The following is a 14,478-nucleotide window of genomic DNA, read 5'->3' on the forward strand; positions in this document are numbered from 1 at the left end:
GGGATTAAAATTATGAACAAAAGAATAGCAGTACTAAGTTTAATAGTAACAGCTTTAAGTTATTCAAATGATGATTTTTTCTATGAAGAAGCTAATAAAGGGGTTAAATTAAATGAAAGTGTGATTTCAACAACGGGGTTTGAAACAGCACAAAGAAATGTAACAAATACAGTAACAGTTATTACAGCTAAAGATATAGAGGAAAAGAATTATCAATCTGTATCAGAGGCTTTAAAAGATGTACCAAGTGTCAATTTAATAGGTGATCCAAAAGATCCAGTAATTGATATGAGAGGACAAGGAAGTAAAGCAACAGCAAATGTACAAGTTTTAATAGATGGTGTAAGTGTAAACTTATTAGATACATCTCATGCAAAAACACCAATTAATACAGTTCCAGTTGAAAATATTGAAAAAATTGAGGTTATTCCAGGCGGAGGAGCTATTCTTTATGGAAGTGGAACAAGAGGTGGAATAATAAATATTGTGACAAAATCAGGAGCAGGTTATACGGGAGGTTCTGTTTCAGGAGAGCTAAATACTTTTGGTGGGAAAAAGGGTGAAGTTTCTTATGGAACGACAGTTGGAGATTTAGGTATAAATATCAATTATAACAAGAATGATTACAAAGGATTTAGAGATGGAGATGAATCAGATTCAGAATATTTTGAAGGAAGTTTAAAATATAAAATTGATGATAATCAAAATTTTACTTTTAAATATTCAAGATATAAAGATGATGCAACATCACCAAGAGCTCTTACAAAAGATATGTTATCAAATCCAAAAAGTAATGGTCTTGTTGGTAAATATGACGAGTTAATTGTTAATAATACTAAGAAAGATGAATTTACAGGAAAATATGAGTACAAATTTAATGAAAAAGTAACTTTAGATTTAGTTGGATTCTATCAGAAAACAGATATATATAATGAAAATAATTATGAAAAAATGAGTTATAGTGTTAAAAATTATATGGATTATACAGATGAAAAAATTGGATTTAAGCCGAAATTAAAAGTTAGTTATGGAGAAGCAAGTAGCTTAATTCTAGGTTATGACTATATAAATAACAATCTAAAAAGAGATAGTCAGATGGATATGTTTAGTTCAGAAAAATATAAAAATGATTTAACTAAAGATACTCATAGTGTATTTATTTTAAATAGGAATGCAGTTGGTAAATTTGAGTTTACTCAAGGGGTAAGATATGAGTATGCAGATTATAAAACTGATAGATCATACATAAAAAACTCTTTATCAAGTGGTGCAACAACAGCGAATACAAATATAAACAGAAAAACGACTATGGAAAATATGGCTTATGAATTAGTAGGAAACTATCTTTATTCAGAGACAGGAAATATCTATGTGAAAGGAGAAAAAGGATTTACTTCTCCAACACCTTCACAGTTAGTAGATAAAATAGATGGGGCGTATATCAATAATGATTTAGATTCAGAAACATATATAACATATGAGACAGGTTTTAAAGATTATGTATTTGGAAGTTTCATAAGTGGAGCAGTATATTTAACTGAAACAAATGATGAAATAGCAACAGAAAACTATAGTGGAATGAACTTTAGAAACTATAATATTGGAAAAACAAGAAGATATGGTTTAGAGTTAAATGCTGAGCAATATTTCGGAAAGTTAACAGTAAGAGAGGGATATGCTTTAGTTAAAACAAAAATATTGAAAGATCAAGATAAATCTATTGAGGGAAATGAGATAGCAGACGTTCCTACAAATAGGTTTAACATTGCATTAGATTATGAAGTAACTTCAAAAGTTAATGTTATCTGGGATACAGTATATTCATCAGGTTATTATTTGAATAATGAAAATACAGAGGGTAAGCAGAATGAAAATATTGTGACAAATTTAACATTAAATTATAGACCTGTTGAAAATTTAAGAGTTTATACAGGAATTAATAACATATTTAATGAGAAGTATTATAACTCTATAAGCTCAGATGGCAAAGAGTATAACCCAGCTGCAGAGAGAAGTCTTTACGCAGGATTTAAATACAATTTCTAAAAAATAGGAGAATTAATATGAAAAAACATATATCGTTAATATTAATTCTGGGAATAATACTAACAGGAACACTTTCTATTGGTTTAGGAAGTGTTTCTGTACCATTGGAACAACTATTTTCCATAAGTACAGCACCAGATTATATAAAAACAATAATTTATGATATAAGATTACCAAGAATAGTAATGGCATTATTAATAGGAATGATGCTTTCATCAAGTGGAGTAGTAGTTCAAGCAGTATTCCAAAATCCACTAGCTGATCCTTATATAATAGGAATTGCAGCAAGTGCTACATTTGGAGCTGTGATAGCATATGTATTTCAATTACCAGATATTTTTTATGGGGTATTGGCATTTTTATCATGCTTAATAAGTACATTCGTTATATTTAAGTTATCAAATAGAAGTGGTAAGGTTGATATAACAACTCTTCTGATAGTAGGAATAGCTGTATCAGCTTTTATAGGTGCTTTTACATCTTTTGCTATGTATTTAATAGGAGAGGAGTCATTTAAGATAACTATGTGGTTAATGGGTTATTTAGGAGGAGCAACTTGGACAAAAGTGTTACTACTTATAGTTCCATTGATTTTTTCTTTAATATTTTTCTACTTACAAAGAAATCAATTAGATGCACTATTGTCAGGGGATGAAGAAGCTAATTCTTTAGGAGTTGATGTGCATACACTGAAAGCAAAAGTATTAACAGTATCAGCATTAGTTGTAGCGTTTTCAGTTGCGTTTTCAGGAATGATTGGTTTTGTAGGATTAATTATACCTCATTCAATAAGAATGTTAGTAGGACCATCTAACTCTAGGTTAATTCCTAATGCTGCCTTAGCGGGTGGATTTTTCCTATTAATTTGTGACACAATAGGTAGACTGTTTTTAGCTCCTGTTGAGATTCCAATTGGAGTTGTTACAGCATTCTTTGGAGCTCCCTTCTTCTTATATTTAGCATTTAAAGCTAAGGGAGGAAATTAATGGGAGTAAGAGTGAATAACCTTTCATTTTCTTATGGAGAGAGGGAGATTTTAAAAAAATTAAAAGTTAATATTACTAAAGGAAAAATGACGGGGATATTAGGACCAAATGGTTGTGGTAAGTCAACATTTTTAAAGAATATATTAGGTTATTTAAATCCAAGTGAAGGGGATATTGAATTTAATGGAAAGGAAACAAAGGAACTTTCTAAAAAAGAGAAAGCAAGATTGGTTTCCTTAGTTCCACAAAAATCAAACTTAATGACAAACATGTCAGTAAAGGATTTTGTTTTAATGGGGAGACTACCTCATTTAAAATCTAGTTGGGCAGGATATTCATATGAAGATAGAAGAAAAGTTGAGGATAATTTGAAGTTTTTAGGATTAGAAAAATTTTCTGAAAGAGTAGCAATTAGTCTTTCTGGAGGAGAATTTCAAAGAGTTTTATTAGCAAGAGCTTTAACTCAAGATCCAGAAATTTTATTATTAGATGAACCAACTTCAGCTTTAGATTTAAATCATGCAGTTGAATTATTAAATAAGGTAAAAACCTTAGTGGCTGAAAAATCTTTAACAGGAGTAGCAGTATTACACGATTTAAATTTAGCTGCTATGTTTTGTGATGAACTTATTATGATGAAAGATGGAGAGATAAAATATCAAGGAACACCATCTGAAGTTTTGACAGAAGAAAATTTACAAAAAGTTTATAATTTAAAGGCTAAAGTTATAAAAGATGAGAGTGGAATACCGTATATTATTCCATTAGTTTAGGAGGAAAGATGAAAAGAGTAATAACATTATTTTTTACTATTTTAATTAGTAATCTAGTTTATGCTTTAAAAATAGAAAATGATTTTATTATAGATTCAAGAGGTAATAAAATAGCAAAGAAAGAGTATAAAAAAGTTTTAATATTAGATCCGGCAGCAGTGGAGGCATTTTATTTAATTGGTGGAGAAAATAATATAGTAGCAATAGCGGATACTGCAAAAAATCCAATTTGGCCACAAGAAAAAACAAAGGATTTGCCAAAAGCAGGAACAATAATGAAACCTTCGGTAGAACAAGTTTTAATATATAGCCCAGATTTAGTAATACTAAATACTATGTCTGAAGGTTTTGGAGAAAGTTTAAAAGCGAGAAAATTAAACTTTATAATTAATGAAGCTAATTCTTTTGAACAAATTTTAAATAATTTAGAAATATATGGAGTTATAACTGGAAAAGAAGAGAATACGGATAAATTAATTGATAGTTATAACCAAAAATTAAAAATGATAAAAGAGAAAATAGCAGAAAAGCCTTTAAATATAAAGGGAGGGTTTTTATTTTCAACATCTCCAATGATGGTATTTAGTCCAAATTCATTACCAGGTCAAATTTTCGATACTTTAGGAATAGAAAATATAGCAAAAGGGTTACCAGGTGGAAGACCAATATTATCGCCAGAATTTTTATTAGCAGAAAATCCTGACATACTTGTAGGTTCAATGGCTATAAAAAATAAAAATGATATTTTAAATAGTAATCCAGTTGTAAAACAAACAAAAGCGGGACAAAAAGGGAATATAATGATAATTGAATCAGACAAAATACTAAGAGGAACACCTAGAGTAATCGATGCTTTAGAAGAGTTATATAAGGAGTTGTCAAATGTTAAATAGTATTTTCAAGTACTATTTAAAAGAAAGAAAACTGCTAACTTATTTTTTAGTTAGCAGTTTTTTTGTAACTGTACTAGATTTATATGGACCAATAGTGGTTCAAAATTTAATTGATAACTCAATTCCCAAGAAAAACTTAAATGAATTTTTTATGTTCTCAGCTTTTTTATTAATACTTTATATTATAAGATTATTTTTATCAATTTACTCTAGTTCAAGAGGACAGCTGATGGGAAATAGAATAAAATTTTTTATGAGAGAAGATTTATTTAAAAAAATATTAAATCAACCAGATACATATTTTATGAAAAATCAAAGTGGAGATATTATATCAAGAGTTACAAATGATTTAGAAAATGTTTCAGCTCTTTTATACAGAGGACTAGAAGATTTTTTATTTTCAATATTATCAATAGTTGGAGCTATGGCTTTAATGGCTACTTTTAATTTGAAGTTAACTTTAATAACAATGATTCCTTTACCAATAGCTATATATTTTACAATAATTCAAAATAAGAAATTAAAATATGGTTATATAGAAGTAAGAGAGAGATTTTCTAAATTAACATCAGGAATTCACGATTCATTGAAGACTATATTCTTTATAAAAGATAATGTTCTAGAAAAAGATACTTTAGAGAAGTTTTCAAGTAAAAATAAAGAGTTATTAAGTGTAGAGAAAAATAATGTATTTAACACATCAGCTTTAATGTCAGGTATTAATTTTTATAATCAACTTACTCAACTTATTGTTATATTTATAGGTGGATATATGCATATAAAAAGCGAAATAAGTTTTGGAGTTATTGTGAGTTTTATATTGTTGACTAATAGATTTAGAGTATATCTTTTAAGACTTATGGGACTTGTAGATGTATTTCAAAGAGGAGCTACAGGAATAAGTAGATTTTTAGAAGTTATGAATATTCCAAATATTAAAGATGGAAATACAATTATAGAAAAAAATATAGATAGTATAAAGGTAGATGGATTAAATTTTGCATTTGATAAACAAGAAGTTATAAAAAATTTATCAATAACTATAGAAAAAGGAGAAAAAGTAGCATTTGTTGGAGAGAGTGGAGTAGGAAAAACGACAATATTTTCACTTTTAAAAAGAACATTTTTACCTGAAGAAAATACAATTTTTATAAATGATTTATGTATCCATGAGGTAGATAGAGAAAGTTTGTTAAATAGAATAGCGATAGTCGATCAGAGAGACAGTTTAATGAATGAAACAATATTAGAGAATATAAAAGTGGTAAAAAGAGATGCGACAAAAAAAGAGATAGAAGAAGCATTAGAATTAGCTCAATTAAAAGAATTTGTAGAAAGTTTAGAAAAGAAAGAAAATACAAAACTAGGTCAAGGTGGAATTGAATTAAGTTCAGGGCAGAAGCAAAGGCTATCAATGGCAAGATTGTTTTTAAAAGACCCAGAAATCATATTTTTAGATGAAGGAACTTCAGCCTTGGACAATATTTTAGAGAAAAAAATAATGGATAATATTCTACAGAAATTTGAAGATAAAATAATAATTTCAATAGCTCATAGATTAAATACACTTAAAAATTTTAATAAAATTGTAGTTTTAGGTAAAGATGGAATTAAGGAGATGGGCGATTTTCAAAGTTTAATTGATAAAAAAGGTGTATTTTTTAATATGTACAAAGCTGGGAATTTATAAAATATACAACAAAGGTATAAAATGTTCTTGACAAAATTTGTTAAAAAATATATCATATATTTAAATAGTTTGATTAACAAAATTAAAGGAGAAAAAACAATTATGATGATGCCAATAAAATTTGATAAAGAACAAATAAAAAAAGAGGTAGAAGAGTTCAGAGGAGACTTTAAATCAGTTATATTAGGAACAAAATCTAAAAATGGAGATGTTGATGTGACATATGCTCCATACTTAAATTTCGAAGGAGAAGGGTATATTTACATTAGTGAAATTGGAGATCATTTTGATAATTTAAAAGATAATCCTCAATTTGAAATTATGTTTTTACAAGATGAGAAAGATGCAGCTTCTGTTCTAGTAAGAAAGAGATTAAGATACAATGTAGTAGCTGAATTTAAGGAAAGAGATGAAAAATTTGATGTAATATTAGATGCTTTTGAAGAGAAAGTTGGAGAAGGAATGAAAGTTGTTCGTAAAATGCAAGATTTTCATTTAGTAAAGTTAAATATAGTTAATGGAAGATTTGTAAAAGGATTTGGACAAGCATATAATTTAAAAGATGGAGATGTTGTTCAAATGACAGGAGATAAAAAATCTCATAGATAGTAAAAAAAGCCAATTAATTTTGGCTTTTTTTAATATTTCTCTAAATGAATTTTAGAAAAATCCATATCTTTATCATCATGTGGAGGTTTGTGTTCATTTGGATAACCTAAGGAAATGATAGAAACTATTTTTAAGTGACTAGGTATATTAAAATTATTTTTAATATACTCTTCTGATTCTGTATTATCGCTTGTTTTTCTATCTTTAACATTTATCCAACAGCTTCCAAGTTCTAGTTCAAAAGCTTTAAGTTGTATGCTGAAAGAAACAATAGAAGCATCTTCATTCCAAGTATTTGAAATTTCAGGATTACCTAAGACAATAATGGCTGCATTAGCTTCTTTTAACATAGCAGATCCAATAGATTTTGATAGAGATAGCTTATTTAATGCATTTTTTTCTTTTATTAGAATCAACTCAAATGGTTTTAAATTTCTTCCAGTAGGAGCAGTTAAAGCCACTTTTAGTATTTCATCTAATTTTTCTTTTTCAATATTTTGTGAAGTATATTTTCTAATTGATCTTCTTGATAAAAAATCCATAAATCCTCCTGTTTAGATTAGTATTTTTTTAATATTAACATATAAATAAAAAAATAAAAAGGAAAATCAAAAAAATTTTGAACAATATTCAAGAAAGAATTCAAAGGAGGGATACCAATGGGTAAATCTATAAAAGGAACTAAAACTGAACAAAATTTATTAAAAGCTTTTGCAGGAGAATCTCAAGCAAGACAGAGATACACACTATTTGCAGATAAGGCTAGAAGTGAAGGTTATGAGCAAATTGCTGCATTATTTGAGGAAACAGCTTTAAATGAGCAGTATCATGCAAGAAGATTTTTCTCATATTTAGAAGGTGGACCAGTTGAGATAACAGCAACTTATCCAGCAGGAATAGTTGGAACAACTATGGAAAATTTAGAGGAAGCGGCAGCAGGAGAATATGAAGAGTGGGCAGAGTTATACCCTGGATTTGCAGAAGTTGCTACAGAAGAGGGATTTCCTCAAGTTGCAGCAGCATTTAAAGTTATTGTAGAAGTTGAGAAATTACATGAAAAAAGATATCGTAAATTATTAAAAAATTTAGGAGAAGATCATGTATTTAAAAAAGATAACGATGTAAGATGGAAGTGTAGAAAGTGTGGTTATGTTCACGAAGGAATAGAGGCACCAAAAGTTTGCCCATCTTGTTTAGAGAAGCAAAAAGAGTTTGAGTTAGAGTGTATTAATTACTAAAATATCAAAGTGGAGAGATAAATTTCTTTCCACTTTTTTTATTGTAAAAAAATTGTTTTTTAGTAGAAAAATAAGGTATACTAAAAATAAAGGGGTGAGAAATTATGAAGAGAAAATTAATAATAATTTTTGCTTGTTATTTTTCAATTTTACTAGGAGAGGGGAGCGATAAAATCATGTTAAAAGAATGTCCAAGTACACCGAATTGTGTTTCAAGTGAGGCAAAAGATACAAAACATTATATTAAACCAATATCTATAGATGATAAAGAGGGAAATGTGAAAGAAAAACTTATAAAAGTAATAGAAAAATTTCAAGGTAAAATTTTAGAAGATAAGGGAAATTTTTTAAAAGTAGCTTTTTATAGTAAATTTTTTGGATTTGAAGATATAGCAGATTTTGAGATAGAACCAGAAAAAAATGTAATAAATATAAGATCAGCAGCTCAAACAGGATGGTATGATTTTGGAGTAAATAGAAAAAGAATGGAAAAGATAAGGGAAGAGTTAAAATAAGGGGGAATTAAATTGGGTGAAAGTTTAGCACTTGCTGCAGCATTTGGGTGGGTAGGAAGCTCTGTATTTTTAGAGAGAGCAAGTAAAGAAACAGGAACGTTAGCAGTGAATTTGATAAGATTAGTTATAGCTATGTTGTTTTTAGGAGTAATAACGTATGTGAAGAGAGGGTTAGTTTTACCTTTAGATGTAACAAAGGAATCATTTAAATTTTTATCAATTTCAGGATTGTTTGGCTTGTTTTTAGGAGATTTTTTTTTATATAAATCATATATTAAAATAGGACCAAGAATAACTTTATTAGTTATGACATTTAGTCCGATAGCTGTTTCGATTTTAAGCTTTTTTATACTAGGAGAAAAAATAGAAGGATTTAAAGTTTTAGGAATGCTATTAACAATAATTGGAATAGCTATTGTTATATTGAAAAAGAAAAATGATAAAGAGTTTTCAAAAGTTGGATTTATATATGCTTTATTAGCAATGTTAGGAGAAAGCTTAGGAATTGTTTTTACCAGATTAGGTTCTATTGATTATGATTCTTTTGCAACAATTCAAGTTAGAACAATACCAGCGATTTTAGCTTTTATAGTTTATATCTCTTTAAAAAAAGAATGGTCAAATATAAAAGAAGGAATTTTAAATAAAAAAGGTATGATATATATAGTTTTAGGGACTATTGTGGCAACTTTAGGAGTAACTGCATTAGTAGAAGCTATGAAATATGCAAATGTCGGAATTGTAAGCACTTTAGCAGCAACAAGCCCGATATTAATAATTCCTATATCAATTATATTTTTTAAAGAAAAAGTTAGTATATTAGAGGGGATAGGTGCTTTAATATCTTTTGTTGGAATTACGATATTTTTTATATTATAATCTTGATTTTTAAGTTTAAAAACAATATAATTATTTTTAATAAATAAAAAAGGAAGGGATATAAGATAGAGATACAGGTCTTGGTAGAAAATAAAAGTTTAAATAAAGATTTAGCAAAGGAGCATGGCCTCTCTTTGTACATAAAAACAAATGGAAAAAAGATATTATTTGATGTAGGTGAAAGTAAAAAATTTTGGAAAAATGCAGAGAAAATAGGAATTAATCTAGAGGAAATAGATTATTTAGTCCTTTCTCATGGTCATAAAGATCATGGTGGAGGATTACCATATTTTTTAAAAAAAAATAAGAAAGCTAAAATATATTGTAGTGAGTATTATTTTGATAAACATTATAAAAAAATATTAGGAGCGTATATAGATATAGGTATACCCTATGAATACTTAGATGTTGAAAGATTTAATTTTATTCAAAATACATTTAATTTAGAGAATATATATTTATTTCATTGTTTTGATAAGAAAAGTGATAATCCAATTAATGAAAATCTTTATATGAAAAATGAAAATGGTGAGTATGAAAAAGATAGTTTTAAACATGAGTTACATATGATAATAAAAGAAAATAATATTAATACTCTGCTTGTTGGATGTGCACATATAGGAATAGAGAATATTTTAGAGCAATGTAAAACAGAAAAAGTTGAGATCCATAGTATAATAGGTGGGCTTCATCTATCAAGTAGAACTAGTTTAAATAAAAATGAGAAATATATAGATGATTTGATAGAATACTTAAATAAAACAAGTATAAATACTATTTTCCCATGTCATTGTACTGGTGAATTTGGAATTAAAAAACTTGAAAAAAATAGTGGATTTCAAGTTTTTGAAATTCAAACAGGAAGTAAATTAGAAATTTAAAAAAATATATTTATAGAAAGCTAGTTCATAACGAACTAGCTTTCTATTGGTATTGATATTTTTATGGTTTGTCCCATGCAATTTCCAGCATTAACAATTACATCACTAAAGGTTTCGATAGAATCACCCAAAATTTTAAAGTTATTTTCATCTATAAATTTGAGTAGTTTGAAGTAACTTTCACCTATTTTTTGAGTGAAGTTTTTATGATAAATTGAAACTACTAAATTGAAGTCAATATAATGATTAGAAACACTAGATGCAATAACTCCAATTCGATCTATTTTAAAATATTCATTTTTTAAAATATCATCTTTTTTTAAAATTGTTATTCTTTTAGCTTTTTCTAAACTATATTTTTTTCGAAGTTCATTTAAAGTATGAATTCCTTCAATGAGTTCTTTTTCAGATTTTGGTTCAGAAATTTCTATTTGAAAAACAAAGACATCATTTAAAGTTTCAAGAAAAGGAGTACAGCCATCTTGATTAGATATATTTTCAATCTCTTGAATCTTGTCTGAAATAAATTCTGCTGAATTTTGAAGAATTGATATTTTATCTTTAATTTGTTGTAGTTTTTTATTAAGTAGTTCAATACTATCAGATGTATTTTTACATTTGATATAGTCTTTAATTTCTTTTAAAGAAAAGTTAGCTTTTTTTAACATACTTATAAAGTATAAATCAGAGATATTTTCGTCATTATAGTATCGATAACCATTCTCTTGATCAATATATGCTGGTTTAAATAAATTTATAGTATCATAATAGATAAGAGTTTCTCTGCTTATATTAAATGTTTTAGCAATTTCACTAATTTTATAAAGTTTCAATAAATTACCCCCTTGACTATAAAGTATACTTTATACTATATAATTATAGCAGATATGATAAATATCTACAAATAGCAACACACAACAAATAAAAATGCATATAGGAGGAAAAATGAACACAAAAATTCAAGAAAAAGAAAGATTGTATAAGAAGATGGAAGAAAATTTTCCTAAATTTTTAAAGGATTTAGACAGAATAGTTTCAATTCCTAGTTTTTTGAAAGAGAACGATGATAGATTCCCTTTTGGCGAGGATATTCAAAAAGCTCTAGAAACAATGTTAGATATTTGTAAGGAGTTAGGATTAAAGACGTTTATAGACCCAGAAGGATATTATGGGTATGCTGAAATTGGAGAAGGAGAAAAATTAGTTGGAGTTTTAGGACACTTAGATGTTGTACCTCCAGGAGATTTAAATAAGTGGGAAAATCCTCCATTTGAGCCAATAATAAAAGATGGTAAATATTATGGAAGAGGATCACAAGATGATAAAGGCCCAACATTAGCAGCTATTTATGCTTTAAAAACACTTTTAGATTGCGGTTTTAATTTAAACTATAGAGTGAGATTTATATTTGGAACGGATGAAGAAAATTTATGGAGAGACATGCCTAGATATGTTGAAAAAGAGGAGATGCCTACAGTTGGATTTACACCTGATTCTAAATTTCCTTTAATATATGCTGAAAAAGGATTATTACAATGTAAATTAACAGCAAAAAATCAAAGTGGAATGGTATTTAAAGGTGGTGATGCTTTTAACTCAGTTCCTTCAAGTATTTTAGTTGAAAAAACAGCAGGATTAGTGCAAGCTTTGGATAAATTAAAATATGAGTATACAGAAAAAGATAATAAAATTGAAATTATAGGAAAAAGTGTTCATGCTCAAGTAGCTGAAACTGGAGTAAACGCTATAAACAGATATCTACATGCTTTGAGTTTAAGTGGAGTAGAAACAAAATCGGGTAAATTTATAGTTGAGAATTTAATTGGATATAACTTTGCAGAGCCAATATTTGGAGAAGTTAAAGATGAGCACTCGGGAGAGTTGAAATTTAATGTTGGTAAAATTGAATTTACACCAGAGAATGAGATTTTATGTATAGATATGAGAATTCCAGTTACTTATGATAAAGAAATAATTGTTAAGACTTTAACTGAAAAAGCAAAGGAATATGGATTTGAGTACTCTCAACATGATTATTTAAAGTCTATATATACTCCTCTTGACTCAGAGTTAGTAAAAACACTAATGGGAGCGTACCAAGAAGTAACTGGTGATATGGAATCTCAGCCGATAGCTGGAGGTGGAGCAACATACGCAAGAGCGATAAATAATTGTGTGGCATTCGGATATGTTTTACCAAATAGTCCTAAGACAGAGCATCAACCTAATGAGTATATAATTTTAGATGATATGAAAATGGCTATGAAAATATATATGAAAGCTTTTGAAAAATTTAGAGTTTAAAAAATATTGCTAGAGGAGATTGAGAACATTGAAAAAAGAAAGAAAGATGTTTAGTGCATATACTATTGTTTTTATATTTTTAGTAATAACAGGGGCTTTAACTTGGATAGTTCCACAATCAGTTGTTGTAAGTAATAATGGTGTAAAAGAAGTAATCTATAATGCTGTTGTTAATGATGCTGGAGAAGTAGTAAAAGGTTTGGGTCGTCAGCCAGCAGGAATTTGGAATATTTTAATGGCACCAATACAAGGATTTGAAAAATCAAGTTCAGTAAGTATTGCAATTTTAATGGCTGGAGCTTTTTTAGGATTAATAAATTCTGTAGGTGCAATGGATGCTGGAATTGGAGCGTTGCTAAAAAAATATACAGGAACTACTTTAATAGCAATTTTAATGTTTGTTTTTGCTGTTTTTGGTAGTGTGTTTGGATTTTGGGAAGAGATACCCGCATTTTCAATTGTTATAGTGCCTTTATTTGTTTTGGCAGGATATGATGTGATAACAGGATTGGCTGTTTTAACAGTTGGAGCAACAGCTGGTAATATGGCGAGTGTTGTAAATCCATTTTCAACAGGAGCAGCTATTGGTGCAATTGGAAATCCCGAGCTTTCTTTAGGAAGTGGAATGGTATTGAGATTAATTTTATTTGTACTTCTTTATGCCATTGGACTATTTTTTACAGTTAAGTATGCAAATGAAGTTAAAAAAAATAAAGAAAAATCTCTTGTAGCTGATATTGATGTAAAAACTATGACTCACGAGCAAGGACATCTTCCTGAATTAACTAAGAAAAGATTTTGGTCAATTATGGTATTAATAGGAATTATAGTTTTATTAATATTAGGTTATATGCCTTGGTATGAAATTAAGTTTGCAGATGGATCTAACTTTCAAGATATTATAAATGCACCGATATATTTATTAGCAAAAATACCATTATTAGGAGATATATTAGGAGCTAAATACATCACTCCTCTTGGAGATTGGTATTTTGGAGAGTTTTCTTTTGTGTTCTTTTTAGGATCAATTTTAATAGGATTTATAAATAAAATTCCTGAAGATAAATTTGTAAAAGAATTTGCATCAGGTGCGAAAGATTTATTAGGGGTTGTATTAGTTTTAGCAATAGCTAATGGAATATCTGTTTTAATGGGAAGTAAAACTTCAGGAATGTCAGTAACGTTTGTATATTGGATTCAATCAGCATTACAAGGAATACCAGCTTGGGCATTCTCAGTGGCTACAATTTTAGCATATGTTGGAATTGGATGTTTCTTACAATCAACAAGTGGAGTAGCAGGAATAACAATGCCTATACTTGGAGCAGTTGCAATGGCATTATTTCAAAATTCCAATGTAGGAGTTATAGGTGGACAGATAATGTTGATATCAGCATTTACACTAGGTATAAATTTTATGTCTGGAATTTATCCCAGTGCAACAACCATGGGAACTTTAGAGTTATTTAATGTTCCATATGATAGATATTTAAAATTTGTATTAAAGATATTTATAACAATGTTAGCAGCAGGATGTATATTAATTTCAGTATCACAATTTTTAGGATTAATTTAATAAAAAACACAGAGGGTTTATCCTTCTGTGTTTTTTTTTGATTAAAAAATACTAGAATGACGGGTCATATTTTACTCTAAAAAAATTT

General features: G+C 28.0%; 14 protein-coding genes. 12 read left to right on the top strand and 2 right to left on the bottom strand.

Translation table 11 applies throughout. The features are described from left to right. Positions 1–12: 12 nt before the first annotated feature. The 6 genes from H5J23_RS05135 (at position 13) to H5J23_RS05160 (ending at position 6,997) form a co-directional block, all read left to right on the top strand. Positions 13–2,046 (top strand): TonB-dependent receptor, encoded by a 2,034-nt coding sequence (locus H5J23_RS05135; RefSeq protein WP_185891193.1) that lies wholly within the window; start codon positions 13–15, stop codon positions 2,044–2,046. 17 nt (positions 2,047–2,063) lie between these two features. Next, positions 2,064–3,032 carry an iron ABC transporter permease gene (locus tag H5J23_RS05140; protein ID WP_185891195.1) on the top strand — a complete coding sequence of 323 codons (969 nt, stop codon included), beginning with the start codon at positions 2,064–2,066 and terminating at the stop codon, positions 3,030–3,032. After that, the gene (locus H5J23_RS05145; protein WP_185891197.1) at positions 3,032–3,805 is read left to right on the top strand and encodes an ABC transporter ATP-binding protein; all 774 of its coding nucleotides are present in this window, start codon (positions 3,032–3,034) and stop codon (positions 3,803–3,805) included. Before H5J23_RS05140 ends, H5J23_RS05145 begins: the two co-directional genes overlap by 1 nt. 8 nt (positions 3,806–3,813) lie before the next feature. Then, positions 3,814–4,698, top strand: a complete 885-nt coding sequence (locus tag H5J23_RS05150) for an ABC transporter substrate-binding protein (RefSeq protein WP_185891199.1) — start codon at positions 3,814–3,816, stop codon at positions 4,696–4,698. Continuing rightward, positions 4,688–6,388 carry an ABC transporter ATP-binding protein gene (locus H5J23_RS05155; protein WP_185891201.1) on the top strand — a complete coding sequence of 567 codons (1,701 nt, stop codon included), beginning with the start codon at positions 4,688–4,690 and terminating at the stop codon, positions 6,386–6,388. Before H5J23_RS05150 ends, H5J23_RS05155 begins: the two co-directional genes overlap by 11 nt. 102 nt (positions 6,389–6,490) lie before the next feature. Further along, complete coding sequence (locus H5J23_RS05160) at positions 6,491–6,997, top strand: pyridoxamine 5'-phosphate oxidase family protein (protein WP_023050097.1); 507 nt, start codon at positions 6,491–6,493, stop codon at positions 6,995–6,997. A gap of 29 nt (positions 6,998–7,026) precedes the next feature. Here H5J23_RS05160 and H5J23_RS05165 read toward each other — a convergent pair whose 3' ends face one another. Then, positions 7,027–7,539: a nitroreductase family protein gene (locus H5J23_RS05165; RefSeq protein WP_023050096.1), complete on the bottom strand. Its 513-nt coding sequence runs from the start codon at positions 7,537–7,539 to the stop codon at positions 7,027–7,029. A gap of 117 nt (positions 7,540–7,656) precedes the next feature. Between H5J23_RS05165 and rbr the strand changes: the two genes are divergently transcribed. The 4 genes from rbr to H5J23_RS05185 all read left to right on the top strand — a co-directional run bounded on the left by rbr (position 7,657) and on the right by H5J23_RS05185 (position 10,510). Then, positions 7,657–8,235 (top strand): rubrerythrin, encoded by a 579-nt coding sequence (rbr, locus tag H5J23_RS05170; RefSeq protein ID WP_023050095.1) that lies wholly within the window; start codon positions 7,657–7,659, stop codon positions 8,233–8,235. Positions 8,236–8,339: 104 nt separating this feature from the next. Next, positions 8,340–8,750, top strand: coding sequence for a DUF1499 domain-containing protein (locus H5J23_RS05175; protein ID WP_185891203.1), 411 nt, complete (start codon positions 8,340–8,342; stop codon positions 8,748–8,750). Between the two features lie 12 nt (positions 8,751–8,762). Next, the gene (locus H5J23_RS05180) at positions 8,763–9,629 is read left to right on the top strand and encodes a DMT family transporter (protein ID WP_023050093.1); all 867 of its coding nucleotides are present in this window, start codon (positions 8,763–8,765) and stop codon (positions 9,627–9,629) included. An 80-nt stretch (positions 9,630–9,709) separates the two neighbouring features. Continuing rightward, positions 9,710–10,510 (top strand): MBL fold metallo-hydrolase, encoded by an 801-nt coding sequence (locus H5J23_RS05185; RefSeq protein WP_185891205.1) that lies wholly within the window; start codon positions 9,710–9,712, stop codon positions 10,508–10,510. Between the two features lie 35 nt (positions 10,511–10,545). Here H5J23_RS05185 and H5J23_RS05190 read toward each other — a convergent pair whose 3' ends face one another. Beyond that, on the bottom strand, positions 10,546–11,343 hold the full coding sequence (locus H5J23_RS05190) for a MerR family transcriptional regulator (protein WP_185891207.1): 798 nt from the start codon (positions 11,341–11,343) through the stop codon (positions 10,546–10,548). Between the two features lie 112 nt (positions 11,344–11,455). Between H5J23_RS05190 and H5J23_RS05195 the strand changes: the two genes are divergently transcribed. Next, positions 11,456–12,814: a Sapep family Mn(2+)-dependent dipeptidase gene (locus H5J23_RS05195; RefSeq protein WP_040406546.1), complete on the top strand. Its 1,359-nt coding sequence runs from the start codon at positions 11,456–11,458 to the stop codon at positions 12,812–12,814. A gap of 28 nt (positions 12,815–12,842) precedes the next feature. Further along, complete coding sequence (locus tag H5J23_RS05200) at positions 12,843–14,390, top strand: YfcC family protein (protein ID WP_255494352.1); 1,548 nt, start codon at positions 12,843–12,845, stop codon at positions 14,388–14,390. Positions 14,391–14,478: the final 88 nt, after the last annotated feature.

Origin of the sequence: Cetobacterium sp. 2G large (genome assembly GCF_014250655.1) — a bacterium.
Classification (GTDB): Bacteria; Fusobacteriota; Fusobacteriia; order Fusobacteriales; family Fusobacteriaceae; genus Cetobacterium_A; species Cetobacterium_A somerae.

Excerpts from the sequence above, each read along its gene's own strand:
- H5J23_RS05135 (WP_185891193.1), top strand. The coding sequence starts at position 13 with ATGAACAAAAGAATAGCAGTACTAAGTTTAATAGTAACAGCTTTAAGT.
- H5J23_RS05140 (WP_185891195.1), top strand. The coding sequence starts at position 2,064 with ATGAAAAAACATATATCGTTAATATTAATTCTGGGAATAATACTAACA.
- H5J23_RS05145 (WP_185891197.1), top strand. The coding sequence starts at position 3,032 with ATGGGAGTAAGAGTGAATAACCTTTCATTTTCTTATGGAGAGAGGGAG.
- H5J23_RS05150 (WP_185891199.1), top strand. The coding sequence starts at position 3,814 with ATGAAAAGAGTAATAACATTATTTTTTACTATTTTAATTAGTAATCTA.
- H5J23_RS05155 (WP_185891201.1), top strand. The coding sequence starts at position 4,688 with ATGTTAAATAGTATTTTCAAGTACTATTTAAAAGAAAGAAAACTGCTA.
- H5J23_RS05160 (WP_023050097.1), top strand. The coding sequence starts at position 6,491 with ATGATGATGCCAATAAAATTTGATAAAGAACAAATAAAAAAAGAGGTA.
- H5J23_RS05165 (WP_023050096.1), bottom strand. The coding sequence starts at position 7,539 with ATGGATTTTTTATCAAGAAGATCAATTAGAAAATATACTTCACAAAAT.
- rbr (WP_023050095.1), top strand. The coding sequence starts at position 7,657 with ATGGGTAAATCTATAAAAGGAACTAAAACTGAACAAAATTTATTAAAA.
- H5J23_RS05175 (WP_185891203.1), top strand. The coding sequence starts at position 8,340 with ATGAAGAGAAAATTAATAATAATTTTTGCTTGTTATTTTTCAATTTTA.
- H5J23_RS05195 (WP_040406546.1), top strand. The coding sequence starts at position 11,456 with ATGAACACAAAAATTCAAGAAAAAGAAAGATTGTATAAGAAGATGGAA.